8 protein-coding genes are annotated in these 22,123 nt (G+C 42.2%); 1 reads left to right on the top strand and 7 read right to left on the bottom strand.

The features are described from left to right. Positions 1-31: 31 nt before the first annotated feature. The 7 genes from RCZ04_RS09190 to murD all read right to left on the bottom strand — a co-directional run bounded on the left by RCZ04_RS09190 (position 32) and on the right by murD (position 8,303). Entirely contained in the window at positions 32-625 is a 594-nt protein-coding gene (locus RCZ04_RS09190; RefSeq protein WP_460485744.1) for a thymidine kinase, read from the bottom strand. Positions 626-628: 3 nt separating this feature from the next. Beyond that, positions 629-1,648 carry a DUF3078 domain-containing protein gene (locus tag RCZ04_RS09185; RefSeq protein ID WP_460485743.1) on the bottom strand — a complete coding sequence of 340 codons (1,020 nt, stop codon included), beginning with the start codon at positions 1,646-1,648 and terminating at the stop codon, positions 629-631. A gap of 538 nt (positions 1,649-2,186) precedes the next feature. Further along, positions 2,187-3,905, bottom strand: coding sequence for a 1-deoxy-D-xylulose-5-phosphate synthase (locus RCZ04_RS09180; RefSeq protein ID WP_460485742.1), 1,719 nt, complete (start codon positions 3,903-3,905; stop codon positions 2,187-2,189). A gap of 218 nt (positions 3,906-4,123) precedes the next feature. Then, positions 4,124-4,669 (bottom strand): CopD family protein, encoded by a 546-nt coding sequence (locus tag RCZ04_RS09175; RefSeq protein WP_460485741.1) that lies wholly within the window; start codon positions 4,667-4,669, stop codon positions 4,124-4,126. Between the two features lie 5 nt (positions 4,670-4,674). Next, positions 4,675-5,709 carry a ferrochelatase gene (hemH, locus tag RCZ04_RS09170; protein WP_460485740.1) on the bottom strand — a complete coding sequence of 345 codons (1,035 nt, stop codon included), beginning with the start codon at positions 5,707-5,709 and terminating at the stop codon, positions 4,675-4,677. 33 nt (positions 5,710-5,742) lie between these two features. Next, a complete protein-coding gene (locus RCZ04_RS09165) occupies positions 5,743-6,966 on the bottom strand; it encodes an FtsW/RodA/SpoVE family cell cycle protein (RefSeq protein ID WP_460485739.1) in 1,224 nt (407 codons plus the stop codon). A 2-nt stretch (positions 6,967-6,968) separates the two neighbouring features. Further along, positions 6,969-8,303: a Mur ligase family protein gene (gene murD, locus RCZ04_RS09160; protein WP_460485738.1), complete on the bottom strand. Its 1,335-nt coding sequence runs from the start codon at positions 8,301-8,303 to the stop codon at positions 6,969-6,971. A gap of 1,269 nt (positions 8,304-9,572) precedes the next feature. On the opposite strand from murD, the gene RCZ04_RS09155 reads away from it, so the two are divergent. Continuing rightward, positions 9,573-21,737, top strand: coding sequence for a T9SS type B sorting domain-containing protein (locus RCZ04_RS09155; protein WP_460485737.1), 12,165 nt, complete (start codon positions 9,573-9,575; stop codon positions 21,735-21,737). The last annotated feature ends 386 nt before the right edge of the window (positions 21,738-22,123 follow it).

Here is a 22,123-nt window from a genome sequence, read left to right as displayed (position 1 = left end):
ACTTATTAATTAAGTAGTTTAAGTGCGGTTATTATTCTTTTGTTTTCTTGGCATTCATTGCTTTATAGAAAGCAGCGCGACTGAGAGGCTCATAGCTATCGGCTTCACCGAGGAGGCGTTGCTGGTTATTAGCAACTTTGCGAAAACTATAATTGGCGAGGTTGCCCGTGCGGGTGCAAACGGCGTGTACTTTAGTGACATACTCGGCGGTAGCCATTAAGAAGGGCATAGGACCGAAAGGATTGCCTTTATAGTCCATATCGAGACCTGCTACAATTACGCGCACCCCGCGATTGGCGAGTTCGTTGCACACGTTCACGATTTCGTCGTCAAAGAATTGCGCTTCGTCTATGCCTACTACATCGCAACCATCGGCAAGGAGCATAATACTGGCGGCGGCTTCTACGGGGGTGGAAGGGATTTCGTTGGCATTGTGTGACACGATATTGGTATCGTCAAAGCGGGTATCGAAAGAGGGCTTGAAGATTTCTACCTTCTGTTTGGCAAATTGGGCACGGCGTAATCGGCGGATGAGTTCTTCGGTTTTGCCTGAAAACATCGACCCGCATATTACTTCTATCCAACCCGCTTTTTCGTTGTTGTTTACTGTATTCTCTAAAAACATCGCTTAAAAAGTATATAGTACTCCTACGCCTAATATCTGCTTGAATTGGGTGCGTGCTCCGTAGTTGTGCACCTCACCATTAGGCGCTTTGTAAGAATAGAACTTCACATCGTCGTCGTATTTGATATGCACTCCTATGCGTGCTTGTACATAACTGTTTACCTTCAGGTTGAGATTTGTTTCCCAATCTACATCGATATTACCGAAGTTTTTAAGGTAATCGCCATAGAAGTTAAAGGTAGTGTTGAGCATCATATTTTCCATCACCTTTTTGTCCCAACGACCGGAGACTGAAAAACCGAGTTCGTTATGGGTACGTTTGCCTCTTTTGAGAATGGTACCATCGGGAGCACGCTGGGCTTTTTCTACCCCAAAAGCACCGTCGTCAGCCAAGCGCTGGTCGAGCACCGCGGTAGTTTTAAGCGTGAGGGGAGAAAGGAAGATACTGAAGTTTATCTTCGAAGGGGCGTACTCAGCACCCAAACCAAAGGTGATATAAGCAGGGGCAAAGAATTTGGAGATGGGTTTTTCTACATCGGGATAATTGTACCCATTGTTCATTTGTGAAAGAAACTGATAACGCGCGGTGTAATACCAAAACGATTGTGAGTCGCCACGATAGCCGAACGATGAGATGAGAGAGAGCTTATCGTCGGTTTTGCGCACTTCGCGTCCTTTTTGAGCATTAATACCGTAGTTGATTTCAAGTTCGTTGTCCCAAAAGAAAGTTCGTTCGGTATAACGACGGCGGAATTTGGCGTTCATAATGCCCGAAATAGAGCTTTCGCCCCCTGCATTCCAATTGGAGAAAGCGACCTCGCTCATATTAAGGCTCACTTGATTGAACTTGAACCATTTTTGTTGTGCTAATTTAAAACGGTTGAAGGTGAACTTCAAGGCTTCGGTATCATTCATTACCTTTACCGTATCGGATTTTACGGGAGCTTCGTAGGTTCTTGCTTTGCGCACTTGCCCAAAGGCGGTAACCGAAGAAAGTAGGAGTACAATAATGAGTTTTTTCATACGGAGAAAAGAGTTACATATTTCAGGGGGCAAAGGTAATGATAATTTGCTAATTTGGCAATTAGCAAAAGCACTAATAAATGTAAAATGGAATGAATATAGCTGGTGAATACTTGAAAGACAAAGTGTAATGAAAATATAACAGTAGGGGAGGGGTATAAAATAAGAAAGAATTAGCAGAGTAGTGAATTAGAAAATTGGCAGACTGTAGAAAAAATCTTAAAGTTTGTTAAATGTACGCGTTTTATTCAACTTTTGAAAAGAAAAATACAGACTAATCTCTTATGCTGTAAAAAAGATTAGAATATTATTATTCAGTAAAATAGAAAATAAGACACCTTTATCTCTTCACCGAACCTATACCGAAGCTAAGACGAAGCTAAGGCGAACCTATACCGAAGCTAAGGCGAAGGAAAGAGGTTAGTTAGTTGAATATCAATAGGAAAAAAGAGCTTTTGAAGCTGTTGAGAAAAAAGTGTTAAAAACGTGAAATAGCTGAGAAAAATACAATTTTTGGTCTTTTGCTTATAGCTTTATTTTAGTAATCGGTTAGTTTACTAATATCTAAAAACTCATCTCTGAGCGTTTCTACTTTGCCGTGAGGGATAAAATTATCAGGCAAAGTAATGATTTTTAGCGGAATGGTATACCCGTGAGCGGTAGCAAATTCGGCGATAGCACTGCCCAGACCGCCCATAGCACCTTCTTCAACCGTGATAACTTTTTTATAAGTGCGGAAAATGTGATGTAGCATTTCTTCGTCTAAGGGTTTGAGGAAACGGGCATCATAATGGGCGTACTTTTCGCTTTTAGCACTTTGAGTGAGCTCTTGTTGTACACTGTCGGCTATGACTCCAATAGTGATTACGCCTACCTCGCTACCTTCTTTGAGCTGTTCGCCTTTGCCAATGGGTAGGGCTTTAAAAGGTTGTTGCCAATCGGTTTGCGAACAACGACCTCGTGGATAGCGAATGGCGATAGGATGTTCCAATGGTAACTGAGCGGTATAGAGCAGATTGCGCAAGTCGGTGGCATTGCGGGGTGAGGTGATAATGAGGTTTGGAATGGGTCGTAAGAACGCCATATCAAACACGCCTTGGTGGGTGGCACCGTCGTCGCCTACGAGTCCTGCACGGTCGATACAAAACACTACAGGAAGATTCTGCAAGGCTACATCGTGAATAAGCTGGTCGTAAGCGCGTTGCAAGAAAGTAGAGTAAATCACGCAATAGGGCACAAAGCCACGTGTTGCCCAGCCTGCGGTAAAGGTTACTGCGTGTTGCTCGGCAATACCTACGTCCATTACCCTATCGGGGAAGGATTGATGCATAGCCGTAAGCCCGCTACCACTGCGCATTGCAGGGGTAATGGCTACTATTTTGGGATTCTGCTGAGCGAGTTCGGTGAGTGTTTGTCCCACTACGTCTTGGTATTTCGCAGGGAGAAGGGGATTTTCAGGTAGGGGTTCACCTGTGAGTTTATCGAACAAGGCAGGTGAATGGTAACTCACTTGCTGAGTTTCGGCTTTGGTAAAACCTTTTCCTTTAGTGGTTACCACGTGCAGGAGTCGTACGCCACGCGCTTGTTTTTCAGCTTCAAGTGCAGGGAGCAATTCGTTAAAATTATGTCCGCCTACTACCCCTTTGTACTGAATACCCAAAGCTTCAAAGAAAGCACTACGAGTAGCGTGTTCAGCTTTTAGCTTGGCAAAATAACGGCTGAGTGCTCCTACAGTAGGGTCGATAGCCATAGTATTGTCGTTCAGCACGATGAGCATATTTACATCGGTAGTACCTGCGTAGTTGAGTGCCTCAAAAGCCATACCGCTTACGATAGACGCATCGCCGATGACGGCTATATGTTGGCGACTTGTATTGCCTTCCAATGCTGAAGCCATTGCCATTCCTAAGACAGCAGAGAGGGAGGTAGATGAGTGACCTGTGCCAAAAGTGTCGTACTCACTTTCAGAACGTTTTGGGAAACCGCTAATACCTCCTGCCTCACGTATATGAGCAAAAGCGGTGTCTCTGCCCGTGAGTATTTTATGAGCGTAGCACTGGTGACCTACGTCCCACACGAGTACGTCGTCGGGCGTATTGAACACATAGTGCAGAGCGATAGTGAGCTCTACCACGCCAAGGCTCGCCCCTAAGTGTCCACCCCGCGAGGCAATCACCTCGATAATGCGGTTGCGGAGTTGTTGAGCTAAATTGGGGAGGGAGGCTATGGGAGTATTTTTTAGTTGTTGTGTATTCATTTAATATTTTTTGTGGATTTCACGGGAATGACAATAAAAAATAATAGGTAAAAGAAGTGTGGCTTACGCTACAGAAATAGATTAATAGACTTTGTCAAAGTTTTGGACTTTGACAAAGTTTGCAATCCGCAAACATACCTTTTAGAAACTTTTTGGACAGTATCTTTGCGATGCACATTTGCTAATTTTCTAATCTTCTAATTTTTCAAATTTGCTAATTATCTTTTTCCTTTATTAACTAATTTCACTACCAACATAATGAGTGCGCCCATTGCTACAAATGCAATCAAGGAGAAGTACCAGTACTTGATGAAGGTTACCTTCAGCACGACGGCGAACACTACGACAAAAAGTATGATGGTTGCTACTTCGTTAAGCATTCGTAGTTGTACCGAAGTAAACGAAGTGCGCCCTGATTGTAGTCGCTTCATTATACGCCAAGAATAGTAATGGTAAACAAACAAAAAAACGATAAACAGTAATTTCACGTGAAACCACCCCTGTTTGATGAGCGTCCACTCGCCACTGTCGTATAGCATATAGAGCCCGCTAAGAGTCATTAATACAAGCGCTGGCACGGTAATGATGTTCCACAAGCGCTCTTCCATAAAGCTGAGTTGTTTGTGGAGAATTGAGCGTTCGGGGTCGTCTTTTTCTAAGGCTTCGGTGTGATAGATAAATAGTCGCACCATATAGAAGAGCCCTGCGAAGTAGCTCACTACGAAGATAATATGAATGCTTTTAGCAATTAGATAGTCGGTCATAATATTTACTTATTATCGGATACCTCTTGATTAATCCAAGTAGAGAGCGCTTCTACCCATAGGTCGGAATCGTTGAGGCAAGGAATCATTTTAAAATCTTTACCACCGTTTTCACGGAAAGTTTTACCGCCTACCATTTCTATTTCTTCAAGTGTTTCTACACAATCGGCGACAAAAGCAGGAGTAATGACTGCTAATTTCTTCACACCACTTCGGGCGAGTTCTACAATTCTATCGGAAGTGAAAGGAGTAATCCACTTATCCACCCCTAAACGCGACTGAAAGGATTGTGAGTACTTTCCTTCTTCTAAGCCCAATTTCTCAGCCAATAATCGGGTAGTTTCAAAACAATGGCTACGGTAACAACGAGCTCCTTCTTGGCTGTAAGGGTCGCAACAACTTACGCCTTCCCTGATGTGTTTGTGAGCAGGTGTAGGGGTAGTTTTGTACAAATGTCGCTCAGGCACACCGTGATAAGAGAAAAGCAAATGATCATAAGGAGCTGTTCCTAAATGAGCGCGTACTACCTGTGCCAAAGCATTGATATACTCAGGGCGATGGAAGAAAGCGGGAAACTTGGTGAGCGTTATCTCAGGATAACTTGTTTTGATAAGCTTTTCAGTGAGCACTTCAATAGTTTCAGTAGTTGCCATTGCATATTGTGGATAAAGAGGAATGAGGAGCACTTCATCAACTCCTTGACTGTGCAACTCTTCGAGTCCGCTTGCAATACTCGGGTTGCCATAACGCATTGCTAATACTACAGGAACTGATACTTTGCGTTGTACTTTTCCAGTAAGCCAACGACTGATAACAATTAGCGGAGAGCCCTCGTTCCACCATATTTTCTGATAGGCTTTACTAGTTTTTGGTGGACGTGTATTGAGGATAATCCCACATACCAAAGCATAACGCAATAGGTAGGGGAGGTCGATCACGCGTTCGTCCATTAAAAATTCCTTTAAATAGCGTTTGATATCTTTTATAGCGAAGGAATCGGGTGACCCTAAATTTACGAGTAATACTCCTTTTTTGGACATTTTTTAATTAAGTGAAAAGTTAAAAGTGAATAGTTAGTGATTTGCACTCTTCATTTGTCTGAGAGCACTTTCAGCAAGTTCTTCTTCTACGTCGGCTTCGGGTTTGTCTTTCTCCATTTTGCCGTCTTTACGTTTTTGGGCACTTACTGAAAGGATACACCCTAAGGCTAAGCAGGTCATCCATAGAGAGGTACCCCCACTACTGATAAGGGGTAGGTTTTGCCCTGTTACAGGAAAAAGCTCTACCGCTACGCCCATATTAATGAGTGCTTGCAAGAGTATCGGGAAGCCTAAGCCCAATACTAAGAGCTGACCGTAAAGGGTAGGTGCTTTTTGAGAGATGACTACAATGCGAATGAGTAATAGTATGTAAAGCACCATTATAGTAATAGCACCTAATGAACCGTATTCTTCGGTGATGATGGCATAAATAAAGTCGGAAGAGCTTTGAGGGAGGAAGTTTTTCATAGTGCTTTTACCTGCGCCTTGCCCCATTAACCCTCCTTTGGCGATTGCCATTTTAGAGCGTTCTATTTGGTAGCCTTCTTTATTGTCTTCGCCACCCATAAACGATTCGATGCGACTCATCCAGGTATCAACCCTATTGGGGAAAGCATCGGGGAATGCTTTTACTACTAACAAGAAAAGGGCTAAAAAAGCAACTGCAATGCCTATAGCTGAGAGGATATGCTTCATTGGAAAGCGACCTAAGAAAGTGAGCATCAGCACTGAGCTGAGGATTAGCATTGCGGTGGATAGGTTAGAGAGGAGTACTAAGGCTGTAATGACTCCTACGGGCATCCACAGGGGTAAGATGGTTTCTTTAAAAGAGAGTTTTTTGCCGTAGTTTTTGGCTAAGTAAGAAGCTACATAAGCCATTAGCATTACCATTGCGAAGGTGGAAGGCTGAAATGAAAAACCTCCTACATTGAGCCACCGGCTGGCGTTTGCGCCTTCGATAGTGCTTCCTGAAAGGTTTGCAAAGATAAGCAAAAGCACTGCCAAGATAAGACCAAGTTTAGAAGCGGGACGGAAAAAACGATAGGGAGTACGATGCACAATATAGAGGGTAAGATAGCCTACCCCTACAAACACTAAGTGCTTGATGAGGTAGCCAAAGGGAGTACCCTTACCCACTACATACACTAAATTGGTGCTGGTACTATAGACCGCCAAGAAGGAGAAGAGGGTAAAGACGAGTATAAGCGCCCAAAGGGTTTTATCGCCTTTGATATGTGAGGCTATCCATTCGCGCATTATTATAGTTTCTGAACGGCTGCTTTAAAGAGGTCTCCGCGTTCTTCGTAGTTTTTGAAGAGGTCGAAGCTGGCACAAGCTGGAGATAACAGTACTGTATCGCCTTCTTGGGCAAAGCCTTGAGCTAATTTCACGGCTTCGTCTATTGAGCGGGTTTCGACAAGCGTAGCTACTGTATTGAAAAATGTTTGGATAATAGGGGTATTATCAACTCCGAGGCACACAATAGCTCTTACTTTTTCGTGTACATAAGGCAAAAGAGCGTTATAGTCGTTGCCTTTGTCTTGTCCGCCTACTATCCACACGATAGGGGTTTTGATAGTATCGAGAGCGTAGTATACTGAATTTACGTTAGTAGCTTTAGAATCGTTTACGTAAGTAACGCCATCTACTACTTTTACTTCTTCGAGGCGGTGGGGTGCACCTTTAAAGCCTTTCAGACTTTCGCGCAATGAGTTGTTGCGGATATTCACTAAGCGGGCAGCTACACTTGCTGCCATTGTGTTTTTGAGGTTATGTTTGCCACGAAGGCTAATTTCTTCAACGTCGATTTCAGTAGTTTGATTCTCTAACATAATGTATATTTTATTATCTTTTAAGAAAGCGCCTTGTGGGAGTTCTTTCTCTATAGAAAAAGGTATAAGTTTAGATTTTATAGTATGGGTGCTGAGCCACTGGCTAATTACTTCGTCATCGGCATCATAGATAAGATAATCATTTTCGGTTTGGTTCATCGCAATACGGAACTTAGAGGCGATGTAGTTTTCGAACTTGTGATCGTACCTATCGAGATGGTCGGGGGTTATATTGAGTAGCACGCCGATATGGGGGGCGAAATGCTCTATACCGTCTAACTGGAAGCTACTAATTTCGAGCATGTAGTACGGTGGATTTTCGGTAGCTACTAATTCGGCGAAGCTATAACCTATGTTGCCACCAAGTCCTACTTGCAAGCCTGCTTCTTTGAAAATGTGATGGGTGAGCAAAGTGGTAGTAGTTTTACCGTTACTGCCTGTGATGCCTACGATAAGGCTATCGGTATACTGACTTGCAAATTCTATTTCAGAGATTACAGAGATACCTTTCTCGTGGGCTTTTTTAATAATAGGTGCTTTATCGGGGATACCTGGGCTTTTCATAATCACATCGGCTGAGAGGATTTTCTCTTCGGTGTGTGAGCCTTCTTCCCACTGAATACCTTCTTTGTTAAGAGTTTCGCGGTAGTGAGGTTTTAGGGTGCCTTTATCGGAAAGGAACACTTCCCAGCCTTTTTTTTTGCCGAGAATAGCGGTTCCTACACCACTTTCACCACCTCCTAATATTACTAAACGCTTCATTGATAAAACCTCATTTTGTTGAGGTGCTTATTATTTTTGGGCAAAGGTACAAAACAAATAGGAATTAGCAAGGGAGAAAGAAAAAAAAATAAATAAATGCCAATAATACTGATAATGCCAATAATACTGATAATGAACTTTGCCAAAGTTTTAAACTTTGGCAAAGTGTGTACAGGTGGGGAGGTCGTAGCACGACGGGCAGGTGGAAAATTAGAAAATTTGGAGATTAGACTTTTTGGACGAGTTGGAGGAGTTCGGACAAGTCGGACGAGTCGGACATTTCAGATTTGTTGGAGAAGCTCTGAAAAACTCTGGGGTCTCAGAAGAGAGATGAGAAGGGAAAAGATATCGGAGGATTTCGGAAGGAAGTTTTTTGGTAAAAGGTAAAAGATGAGCTGTGAGAAGGGTATGGTTAGCTTATACAAAGCTTATAGGAACCTTATACGAATCTTGGACGATTGATATACAAAGGGTGTGTAAAAAATTGATTAATAACATAATACAATAATACCAATAATGCCAAAAATAGGGTTTCGAGACGAAAGAAAGGGGAATTAATGACGAATTACGAGGGACGAATGACGAAGAAAACATCCCCCTATCCCCCTTCAAAGGGGGAATGTGGCGACGGAAAAGGGAATTAGCAAATTAGAAAATTTGGAAATTAGTTGGAGAGATTCAGAAAGACTTCTCTCTTTATTCACTTACTCTGCCCTCCCTGGCTATCTCCAAAGGGGGAATTGTAGCGACGGAAAGACGAGATTTAGAGGAGGTAAGGCGTGTTTAATGGTTTAATACCAGAAATGCCAATAGTACCCATTGAATGGACTGAATGGACAATTAGATAAGCATTGAACGAAGATGAATTGGAGATGGAATGCATAATATAAATAAGGTGATAGAATTTTTTGTGTAAAAACTTCCAATTATCTGTGTAAAGGAGGTGAAAAAAGAGTGAAAAAAGGGGCGGTTTTTTGCTGAAATAGCGTCTTGGAAATGTTAAATTTTTGTATACAAAAAGTTAAAATATAGCTAAAAAATGCACTGCTAAAAGGGTAGATTGTTTTTCTTTTTCACACTTGTATATCGTTAATATTGTTATAGTTGTGTAACAATTTTCCGTTTAAGAAGGAGGGTAGGGCAGGGGTAAAAGAGCTCTTTTTATTTTAACATTTGCAATAAAAGAGTTTTGCTGTTTCGAGAAAAATATATACTTTTGTGCATTAAAGTATAGTGATACTATTGTTTCAAAATAGCATATATAGCATTATGAGAAAGTTTTTTCTAACAATTGTTTTTATAGTAATGACGGTCTTTGGGCTTTCGGCTCAAACACCGCTGAACTTAAACAACTTTAATGTTTCCACTACGCCAGGGCAATGTGCCTCAGATGGGGAAATTAAGGTGACGCTACCTACTAATATGGGACCTGCTGGTACCAAGTTGCAGGTGAAACTCGATGTGCCTGGAGACCCCAGTGGGCGTACACAGCCTATGGAAATAGGGGTAGCGGGTAAGGACGAATACGAGTTTACTACGCTGAAGGCGGGAACGTATACCGTTACTATGGTGGATGTAGCCAGTAACCAACAATCTACCTTACCTAAAGTGGTGACGGTTACCTCGTCGTATATAGCGCCAAAGTTTGTGAGCTTTAGGTCTGTTCCACCATCTTGTACAGGGAATGGCAACGATGGTAGTGTAGTTTTCAAGATACAGCAAGGGGCTAAGGGTCCTTTTAAGGTGCGCCTTGTTAAAGGGGGTACAGAACTGTATAACGCTACTCATAATGCTGTTGCAGGTAACGATTTGGAAATTACTATCCAAGGAACTAATGCTAAGCCGATTACTACGGGAGGTGGCTATGAGCTTACGGTAGAAGATACAATGAATGGTACCCCTAACTGTGGGGAGACTAATAAGACTACTTTTTCAGTAGCAGCTTCTTCATTGAATATTGACTGTATGGAGTTTGAACTTGACAATGATAATTCAGGTATACGTGTAGGAGCTGATTGTAAGTTTAACTTATCATTCCGCATAAAACGAAAAGATAATATAGATATAAGAGCTTTAGAGAATGATATAAAGGCGAGACCTAATACTGCTGTTATAAGGAAATATGACTCAGCAGGGAATGTTATAGGTACTTATGATATTACCTCTTCTTATCGAACAAGTTATCGCCCGCAGGTATCGAGTGCTTATTCTTTTGTTACCAATGACAAAGTACAGTTTGAAGAAGGTGACATTGTTGAACTGACTATTAACTTGGGTAAGACACCTATAGTTAAGAAGTTCAAACTTGATGAGAACTTGGTAAATGTTATAAAAAACAAATCGAACCCAACTAATGCTGTAGACCGTTTTGTGTATATGAACAGGTCAGGTTCAACAGTGATAGAGGCAGTAAACCGTTCAGACTTGAACGCTGACCCTACGAATCCTTGTCCTTCGGGCTCTTCAGCAAAATACTTATATGTAGAGGCTTTCTGGAGGAGAATAGAATTACCTAACCCAGATGATGCTTCTGATAAGATGTACTTTGGGTTCTACAACTGGCAGAACTTTACTCCTGCTGATTGGGTACAAAATCCGGGAACACCAGGAGCTAAAGGTTTTTACTTTGAAGTGTACAAATATACAGGTTCAGGAGACCCTAGTTGGAATGCTACTTATACCCAATCAGAAATAAACGATTCTACTAAATGGCAACTTCTTACGCCAGGGACTGATTATACTTGGATAAACAATAACGGTAGCTTGTATGCCGATTTGACTTCGCAAGCTAATGGCTACTATAAGGTGAAGTTTAAAACTATAGGTGTTACCCATTGTTATGAGCCAGAGCGTATTGTAAATATGTCTCCTCTACCTAATAAGATAGATGAGCGCTTTGACGGTATAGAAATTAACAGAGGTATATTTAAAGGTACTGTATCTATACGCAAATGGGTAGCAGGTAACCAATTTAACTATCCTATTACTGTAACTGTTGATTATTTAGATGATGGACATAGTGGTACTACTCGTACATTTGACTTCCAAACCGCTTTACCTTTTGAACCACTACGCAAAGTGACTTATACTTTCCCGATGGTAAGAGAGGTAAGAAACCCCGACACTTCTAATGAGACGTATCGTTTTGAGTTTGGTGACCTTCCACCAGGCAGGTATAATATTACCATTAAAGACCGTTGTGGTAATGAAGCTACCAAGGAGCTGAACTTAAATACCCCAATGCAGTATGATAAGGATGAGGTGAGTGTAGAACAAGGATGTGTGGGAGCTGCAAAGATTTCATATGAAATAGGAGCAAACCCTGTGGGAACGCTTCGCTATGCACAATACACCTTATTAAAGAAGACTGCTACGGGATATGACCAAGTAGTAGGAAGAAGTAGTGACCATTCACACACCTTTAATAACTTATCAGCAGGAGAGTATGTGTTACAGTCTACTTATTTCTATTACGCACGTATAAAACAATTATGGAGTGTAGGAAAACCTTCTCAAAATGAACAGTACTTTACTAACCCAGCTGATTGTATTAATTTGTATAGTGCAATACCATCACCTGATACTAACAGACCTTCTGACCCTGTGACTAATGGTACAGGGGCTTATCACGTGAGTAGGGTGTACTTAACGGTGAGTCCTACGGGAGAGCTCAAACGCGATGTGGTAGGAACTTCGTGTAGTGCAGCATCGGGTACAGGGCTTATAGCGGTGAACGTTACAAATCCTGAGTACATTCGTTATCCATTACAATTCACTATTAAGAATACTGTTACAGGAGTAGAAACTAAATCGCCAGTGTTTGGAGCAGGAGGAGCTACCTCTACCGCTACGGGTTACGTATTTAAGAACGTACCGGACGGTACTTATGCTATAACCACTTCACACGCTTGTGGTGATTATCCTGACTCGGCTTTGGTAACGGCAAATAACTACACTTCGCCAGGGGTTACTTATGTAGCGAAAAGCTCTAACCCTTGTAATGGAGATGTGGTAGATCTTACCTTTGGCGGTTCGTCACAACTCTTTAATATAGAGTGGTACCGCATAGAGGCTGATGCTACCGAAACCTTTATAGGACAAGAGCAAACGGTAAGTGATACTGTATCGCGCAATACCCAGTATGTGGTGCGTTACAGTTTGAAAGACCTCGGGTTGTGTACTACTAACTCGGGCAGTCATACTATTACCGTAAACTTTGCTCCTGACGCTATACCACCTGTGATTACCGGCTGTCCGTCACAAGATATTGAGGTGACAGCAGTGGCTAACCAATGTTACGGCATAGCACATTGGGGTGTAGTAACGGCGACTGATAACTGCCGTATAGGCTCTTGGAGTCAGACTCACCAAAGTAGGGAACGCTTCCCGATAGGAACGACCTCAGTGACCTATGTGTTTAAGGATACTTCAGGCAATACAGCAACTTGTACCTTTAACGTGATAGTGAAATCGCGTGCTGTAGATATGGCAGTTACCAATGATTTTGTAGATGGTACAGGAGCGCCTATCAACCGCGATTTATCACTTACTGAGAACTTCAACTATCGCATTACTTATAGGAATAGAGGAACTGCAGGGGTAGTATCATCGACCTTGGAAGTTACCTTACCTAATCACCCTAATATTACTATAGGTACTCCTGATGTTACAGGAGCGACCCTTAATATCTACAAGCCTACTTTTACACAATCGGGTAATGTGATTACCTTTACACTGCCTAAGCAAACACTTACAGCAGAAGGTAATTTGCAAACAATACTCATTCCTATTTCATTAAAAGGAGATTGTTCAGTAATTGGTAAGCCTTGTATGAATGTACTACAAGCTACATACTCTTTAACTTACTCAGGAGGAACGGCAGCTTGTACTATTCCTGAGCAAACCAGTACAGGTTCTAAGACTATTGCGATATCTACACAAGAGTGCTCACGCACTGAGATAGCTTGTGCTGGCACCAATACGCGTATTACCGCTATAGAAGGCTTTGTAAGCTACAACTGGTATAAGAACGGTGTACAACAAGCCAATCCACTAAACCATAATTATATAGAGGTAAGCGACCCTGCTACTTATAAAGTAGAGAAAATAGCAGTATGTGGTAATGTTACTTACACTACTACTGAAGAGATAAGACTCACATCGAGCAATGACCTACCAGACCCAATCAAACCTCAGGCTAACGGAGGAGATGTGTGTGCGGGTAATAACTTATGGGTAAGTCACTTTATCTTGTGTAATCAGCCTTCGCGCAACATAGTGGTGAACTTCCGTGACAGCAATATAATGTGGCAGAAACTAAAAGCAGGTTCTTCGCCATCAAGCTTAAACTGTCCGAACTTAGATGATTCGGCTTGGGAAGATGTACATAACAACAACACTTTTGTTGCCAACGCTCAAGGACACTTCCGTTTGCGTGTATCGGACAAGAATAACAACTGTGAGAAATACTTCTATTTTGACGTATTTACTAATTCACTTTCAGGAGAGATTATAGACTTTGCCAATGTAACCAGCTATCAACAAGGTTTTGTAATGATACGTATGGCTACTGCAGGTCTCACTTATAGATATGTGTTGAAGAACTCAGCAGGTAATGTGGTGAACCAAAACGGACAGCCTTTTGTACTTACTACTGCTACTGAGTACCGAGTACCTATTACAGTTGCTCCTGATACTTACACTATAGAGGTGACCTCACCAGCATTGCCAAACACTTGTAAGGCTACCTTTATACAAAGAATAGAAAAACAAACTACCCTCACTGCCAAAGTAACGCCTAAAGCGTGGAAGAACTGTAACTCACTTACTACCCGCTTTGAAGCCGATGGTGGTAAGAACCCTTATCAGTTTGCTATTTGGAGTATTGACGGAGTAGTACAAAACGGCTATACTGATTACTCTGATGTGCCAGCTTCAGCTTTCATAGCTACCATACCAGTAGGTAGTAGCTTTGTAGAGCGTGATATACATATAGACCAGCCAGGTAGATATGTGTTTATAGCCAAAGATGCTAACTTAGCTTATGCTCTTACTGACCCTGTGGATATTTATCCAGAAGGACTGTTGGGCTATACTATCAAAACACGTGACATCTTGTGTGGTTTTGCTAATAACTCAGGACAGGTGTCTATCACCTACAATACACAGCAAAACGTGAAATCTACTCTTTACAAGTTAGACGACACAGGCGCACGAGTACAAACTATAGGTACTAATGCTACAGGTTTCTTCAATAACTTGGAAGCTGGTAAATACGAAGTAGAAATACAAATACAGTTATCTACTACCAACATATGTACTTATAGAAACCGCAATATTGTAATTAATGATGTAGAAAGCACCTTGCGTGCTTATGCCGGAGTAGCTGAGGATATCTCTTGTGATACTTCAACTCCTACCGAATACATTGTACATATTAACAATGTATCGGGAGGTACTGGTACAGGCTATGAGTTTAGTACTAATAATGTATCGTTTACTACGGTGCCTATCTTGCGTGTAGGCTCTACGGCAAGTGTGGTATACGTACGCGATAGTAACAAGTGTACACTTGAAATACCTATTACCATAAAACCAATAGTGCCTGCTACCGTAAGTGCTTCTACTGTTACTTATGATTGTGAAGGTAAAGGAACCTTTACTGTTACAGCTAATCCATCAGGTAACTACGAATACGATATTGTAAAAGATGACGGTACTCTTAGCGAAACACGTACCTCTAATGTCTTTACGTTAGACCCTGGTATTTATAGTGTGTATGTGCGTTATACGCCGAAAACTGCTACAGGAACAACTCCTAATGTATTGTTTAAAGAAGACTTTGGCAAAGGTAAGAATACTTGTGACTCTGAGTCGGTATTTATTACTTGTAATGCTAATGGCACCACTTTGGGAGATAACCAATATATGATTACCAGTCAAGTGCCTACTACAGGTACTTACTGGGTATCTACACCACCGTCAGACGCTTCAGGCGTAACCGATGGTCGCTACTTGGCTATCAACGGAAGTAGCCCAGATAATGATAATGGTATTGTTTATAAACGCACCATCAGAGATGTGGTAGCAGGTCAAGAAATGAACGTATCAGTGAACTTGTTCAACTTATTGCCTGTTACTTACATAGGTGGTACTAACCCTAACTTGGTAGTACGCTTGTATAACCCAGGTAACCCAGCACAATACGTTGAAAGGTCATTGGGTGAACTTCCTCGTACAGGAGCTTGGCTCAATAAGAAAGTGACCTTTGCTGCTACTGATATAACAGCTAATTCTTATGTGTTTGAGATTAGAAATATAGCAGCTGCATCTACTGTGGGTAGTGACTTAGCGGTAGACGATATCGAAATTTCACAACCTACTAAGATATGCCAAGTGCGCGCCGAAGGTCTTTCAGTGAAGATTGACAATAACAAAGGCTTTAAAGCACGTGGTGTTGCTTATGATGAGAAATGTGGTAAGAATGATGGCTCTATCTTCTTGACAGTTGATAACCCACCTTCTACATTTGTAGTAGAATATCAAATAGCAGGCACTACTACTTGGACGAGCGTTACTCTTACACAGCTTAATCCTGCCCAAGGGGTAGCTACCCTTACAGGAATCCCAGCGGTAACCAATGGTACTTTGTATGTGCGTAAAGCTAATGACCATAATTGTCAAACAGCCTTTGACTACACTATTAATAAGCCAGTACCATTAACTGTTACAGCTACGGTTACGGCTCCTGTATCTTGCTTCAATACCTTTGCTACGGTACGCTTTACTGCCGAAGGTGGCGCAAGACCTTATAAGACATTCCGCTTTACTCCTATAACGGGTACTACACCATCAAGCTTAAAACCGGCTGTTAATAATGAAGCCGACTTTAACTTGGAGGTAGGTACTTATATGATAGAAGTGGAAGATAATAATGGCTGTACAATGACGGCTACTCTTGATGTGCCAGCACCTAAACCATTACAAATAGAAGTAGTAGACTTAGAGCCTTGCTTCAGAGGTGGTACTACAGGTCGTTTGCAAGTGAAGGTAATCAATGGTAATGGTAGCTATCAGTTTAGTAGAGATGGTGGAGCTACTTTTGAGCCTAGTGCTACCAACTTTATTATCTACGAAAACCTATCAGCGGGTGCTTATAACTTTGAAGTGAAAGATGGTGCCGACTGTCGTACTAGCACTTCTTATACTATAGACAATCCATTGCGTATGCAAGTAATCTCTAAAGCAGCTTTAACTTGCGTACCTAATAGCGAAGCCGAATATGATATTACTTACTCTGGTGGTAAAGCAGGCGGTGCTCGTCAGTTCTTGTGGAGCAATTCTCCTACTGCTAACTTTACAGTAGCTGCTCCTACGGGTATTGCTATCAGCCAGTCTGGTAATACTTATAATTTCAAAACTAAGATACCAGGTGATTACTACTTTAAGATACGTTACCAAATGGCTAATGGTGACTACTGCGAAGTGATTTCACCTAAACAAGAAATTAAGAGAGATGCCCCTGCCTTTGTAGTTACACCTACCGTTGAAGGTATCAACTGTGCAGGTGTTAATACAGGTAAGATACTTATAAACTCTGCCAACGTGGCTGGAGGGGTAGCTCCTTATACCTTAGAGTTCAACAATGGTATTACTACTGTAACTCGTCCGTTAGGAGATATTACAGGATTAGCAAAAGGTATCTATACTCTTACAATTGTAGATGCTTCAAACTGTAAGTCCGACCCATTAGGTCTTACTGTTACTGAAGTACCTGCTATGGTTGTCTCTGTTACCCATACTGACCTTGAGTGCTCTACTACAGGTACTCAAAAAGCTCAGGCAAGCGCTTGGGTGAATAAAGGAGGTACTGCACCATTCACTGTTACTTTAAATAAGAACGGCGTGGTGAATGCTACTCGTACTAATGTAGCTACTGGTTCAAGAGAAACCTTTATGAACTTAGACATTGGTAACTACCAAATAGTGGTAGAAGATGCTAAGTCTTGTAAGTATACTTATGACTTTGTTGTAAAATCCGACGCTAATGGCTTAGATGCACGAGGTACAGCCACCATAGGTTGTATAGCCAACTCCGGTGAAATAGCTATCTCAGTATACGATAAGTCAGGAGGAACTATTGGTGCTAACCAATACATCGCCGTATATCGTGAAGGTATTGCACCTCCGTATGGAGCTACTACCAGTGTACAAGAGACAACTAATAACCCTCTTGGTGGTACTGATACTTGGTTCCACGGTAGTGCTATAGTACCTACAACCTTGTCCGATGGTAGTGTTAAAGATGCCTCTACTTACACCTTTACAGGTGTTACACCAGGGGTAACCTATACCTTTATCGTGTACGATGCAAGTAGCAAGTGTACCTTTATCAAAGAAGCTAATATCCCTGTACCTACACAATCGCCTTTAGAAGCTACTATCACAGGTGTTGCTTCTACTACTTGTGCCGATGCCAATGACGGTAAGGTGTTTGTTCACTTGAAGAACTGGACAAATCCAAATGTTACCTATCAAGTATTCCGTTATACACCTACTTATCCGTCATTAGGAACTGCTGTAGCTAGTGGTCCTGTTACGCCAACATTAACAGCAACTCCAGCAGTGGGTCAAGATATAGTAATAGAAAATGTTCCAGCAGGTAGATATTTTGTCCTCTTTACTGAGGGTGGTACTAACTGTACACAAGGTACTACCAACTTTACCATAGGTAAGTCAGCGTCTTTATTGACAATGACTGCTACGGTTACCCGTAAGGCAAACTGTCAAGCACCGCAACCACAAGGTCTCGGTAAGATAGTAGTAGATGCCACAGGTGGTACAGCCCCTTATCAGTATTACTATCACAATACAAGCGTATCGCCAGCACCTACGGGCACTGCTTTAGAGACTGCTCTTACTACCTCTACTGATAACGAATCAAAAGATGTAATAGCAGGTGTTTGGAAAGTATTCGTCAGAGATACTTCTGGCTGTTTGAGAGAAAATACCGTTACTGTAACTGTAGACGATCAACCTTCTATCAGTTCTATAGTAGTGGACGACGCTTGTAGCGATAACACCGATTATCCTATTATAGTGAACTTCACTACCGTGGGCGTAGGTCAGCACCAGTATAAGATAGACGGTATAGTGAATTGGCAAAATATTACAGTAGCTACTCAAACAACCTTGCCAATACGCTTAGCACCAAATCCAAATCCGTATACCATCTCATTCAAAGATGCTAACGGTTGTGAAACCAGCACTACCTTTAGAGTGTACGAGATGATTAAGTTCGATGCAAGTCACTTACCATTGTTGCCTTGTGGTGCTACCGATACGGTAACTATCAACGTAACTAATATCACAGGTGGTTCAGGTACTTATAAGATAAGTCTCTACCGCGTGATTAACAAGGGTACTGCCAACGAACGTGCTGTACCAGTGGTTACAGGCGCTAACGTTGCAGGTACTGCTCATAGTATAACAACCAATGGTGGTATAGGTAACTACCTCATCAATATCTACGATGCAGCTACTTGGGGTACTCTTGCCGAATGTGCTAAATCGTTAGACTTCGTGGTAAGACCTCCTGAAATACCTAGACTCGAAGTGCTTTCGGTTACTACACCTACTTGTTATGCCGAAACTGCTACTGTGCGTATAAAAGCAAACCCTGTCGATGGTATCCCGTATACCTTCACACTCACCGATAATGCAGGGGTAGCAGTACCAGGTGTTACTCAAGTTCTAAATGGTAATTACGTAACCTTTAATAACGTGCCATCAGGTGCAGCTATCTTAGGTGGTGCTACCTATCGTATTACAGCTGTAAGCGCACAAGTTTGTTCATCAACCATTGAAGTAACGGTTACCTCTCCTGATGTAATCTCTACTACCAATGCCTTGACTAAACAAGAATATACTTGCGACCCTGATACTGGCGAAGCTACTTATCCACAATTGCATTTCGATTTGAATAATGTAACAGGTGGTACTGAGTCTTATACTCGTATTGAATACCGAGAGCTTGCCTCAGGTACCTTGCTCTATCAACAGCAAGTAACCCCAGGCGTAACCTCTTATAGCTACACCTTACCAAGCTATTTAACTACCGCCAATAGTTATTACGCACAGGTGTACGATACCAATGGTTGTAGCGCAACTACCACCGCAGTCACTATTTCACCTACCCTTATGATGAGTGCTCTTACCGCTACTCAAACACAAGCCAAGTCTTGTAATGTAGATGAAAATATCTCTGTAACGGTCAGCACTACTACCTCATACAATGGCGAACCTATTGAGTACTCAGTGAGCAAAGTAGGTTGGGGCACTATCACCGTAATGCCTCCAGTAACACTTAACTCACTCACCTATACACTCACCCTTACTGAACCATATGCTTATGTGATAAGAGCTAAGAATATGATTACAGGCTGTGAGGTAAGTACCAACTATACGGTGCTCGATCCTAACACCTTGTTGTTAGAAGCTAAGAACCCACAAAGGGTAACTTGCTACGGTGGTACAGGCTCTATTACCTTAGAACTCACCGATACCCGCCTTTCTGATGGCGACCAAGTGGCTAACGGATTTACCTATACTATCTATCCGTTGCCAGTAGGAACTCCTATCACAGGTAACTCTACAGGCGCTACTATAGCACACCCAGGCTTGCCAGCAAGCAAGTACAGAGTAGAAGCAATCTCAGCAATCTCAGGTTGTAAAGCCGAAGCTACCTTCGAGATAGTACAAGCCGAAGCTCCTATAACTGCCTTTGCTAAAGAAACTCACAGCGTAACTTGTGATAACAACCTCGGTGAAATACTCGTAACCGTATCAGGTGGTTGGGCTCCTTATACTGTCAATATTCAAGGAGGTGCTATTACAGGTCAGAAAACCATAGCGCTCAATGGCGATAGCGTCTTGTTCACAGGCTTGGTATCTACAGGTACTCCTGGTGGCGTAGTAACCTATACCGTTACCGTTACCGATGCGTGGGGTTGTTCACAAGTTTCAGGTACTACTCAAGTAGGCTTGAAATCTCCTGACCCAATTACCGCTACCGTTTCAGTAACTCGTGATGTTACCTGTCAAGGTGACCACGATGGCGAAATTACTATCGACCCAGCAAGCGTTACAGGTGGCTCAGGTAGCTATTACTTTACTATTGTAGACTCTAACTTTAATGCCAATACTCAAACAGGAACTACCTTTAGCAACTTGCTTCCTGGTATGTACACCGTCGAAATTTGGGATACTTGGGGTTGTAACTTCATCGTAAGACAGTTAGAAGTAAAAGAACCTAAGCCTATCGTAGTGAACGTAACCGATTCTAACTTGCTCGTATGCCACAAAGGTAACGACGCTTGGATAGAGTTCACCGTTGATGGCGGTCGTCCTAACTACGACATCGCTATAATGAAAGAAGGCTCTAACGTACCAGCTCATACCGATTATGCTACCTCGTCAGCAACCGTAATCCGCGCTTCTAACTTAACCGAAGGCGATTACGAAATTGTAGTAACCGATAGCGTAAGCAGTACAACCAACGGTTGCGTGATGTCGCCTACTTATAAGTTCAGTGTTTACTCAGCTCCTGACCTCGACCCAACTACCGAACAAGGATTCAGCTGTGATAACAACGACTTTACAACTTGGATAGAAGTACGCTTCAAAGACGAAGTAGATTTCGATAAGATAACCTACAAACTCAACGGAGCTACTACACCACAAACCTTCTCCCGTAACAACGGAGTCAATGTCGGATATATTGATCAGAACCGATTCAATATGAGTATAGCAACTCAAACCTTAGAAATCGTCTATACCGATGTTCATTCAGTTACCGGAGCGGTTAAACAGTGTACTCAAATGGCTACCAAGTCAGTAACCGTTGTAGAGTATCGCCAATTGAACAACATAGTCAAATCACCTACTACCGTTATCAATACACTACAAGTAGAAGGAGTAAACGGCGTGAAACCTTATCGTTATGAGTTCAATGGCGAAGACTACGATACCAATAACGTCTACGAATTGAGAATGAATGACCGTGAGTACACCGATCCGGTGAGCGGTAAGAAACTCAAAGTAGTAGATGTAGTAGTACACGACGCTGCAGGCTGTACATTCTCTAAAACGTTCTATGAAGAATACTTCGATGTATTCATTCCGAACTTCTTTACCCCTGATGGCGATGGTAACTACGACACTTGGGCACCACGCAGGGTAGATAAGTATCCGTTCATTCGCTCTACTATCTACGACCGCTACGGTCGTCGCCTCAAAACACTCAGAGCAGGCGAAGAATGGGACGGTAAGTACGAAGGTAGAGATATGCCAACAGGCGACTACTGGTATATCGTAGAGCTCAGCGACGAACACGATACCCGTACCTTCAACGGTAACTTCACGTTGTATCGTTAAGAATTTTAAGCTTCATAAATTACATTAATAGTTAATTATCCCAAAAAGGGCTACCCATATAGGTAGCCCTTTTTGCATTTTCCATAATTTGCTACTGTTATCCCTACTATGATTCTCATTGATTTTTCCTTTACTCTATTTATTACCTTTTGTCTTTTATCTCATACACTCCCCATTTGCTAATTTCCAAATCTGCTAATTTACTAACTTCTCACCTGCCCCTGCGACTCGCACCGTCTTCACTTCGCTACATTCCCCCTCTCTGAGGGGGCTAGGGGGAGGTTTCTTTTGTCTCTCATTCCTCGTCATTCGTCCCTTATCATTATCTGCCTGTACGGATTGCACTTCTTTTTTCTTTCGTCTCGAAACCCTATTTTCGGCATTAT

It is taken from the genome of Capnocytophaga sp. HP1101, assembly GCF_054772415.1.
Note: the sequence above shows the minus strand (reverse complement) of the source record. Positions and strands in the feature narration are given on the sequence as shown.

What these genes read in the sequence shown, in the direction of transcription:
- RCZ04_RS09190 (WP_460485744.1), bottom strand. Translation starts at nt 625, where the DNA reads ATGTTTTTAGAGAATACAGTAAACAACAACGAAAAAGCGGGTTGGATA.
- RCZ04_RS09185 (WP_460485743.1), bottom strand. Translation starts at nt 1,648, where the DNA reads ATGAAAAAACTCATTATTGTACTCCTACTTTCTTCGGTTACCGCCTTT.
- RCZ04_RS09180 (WP_460485742.1), bottom strand. Translation starts at nt 3,905, where the DNA reads ATGAATACACAACAACTAAAAAATACTCCCATAGCCTCCCTCCCCAAT.
- RCZ04_RS09175 (WP_460485741.1), bottom strand. Translation starts at nt 4,669, where the DNA reads ATGACCGACTATCTAATTGCTAAAAGCATTCATATTATCTTCGTAGTG.
- hemH (WP_460485740.1), bottom strand. Translation starts at nt 5,709, where the DNA reads ATGTCCAAAAAAGGAGTATTACTCGTAAATTTAGGGTCACCCGATTCC.
- RCZ04_RS09165 (WP_460485739.1), bottom strand. Translation starts at nt 6,966, where the DNA reads ATGCGCGAATGGATAGCCTCACATATCAAAGGCGATAAAACCCTTTGG.
- murD (WP_460485738.1), bottom strand. Translation starts at nt 8,303, where the DNA reads ATGAAGCGTTTAGTAATATTAGGAGGTGGTGAAAGTGGTGTAGGAACC.
- RCZ04_RS09155 (WP_460485737.1), top strand. Translation starts at nt 9,573, where the DNA reads ATGAGAAAGTTTTTTCTAACAATTGTTTTTATAGTAATGACGGTCTTT.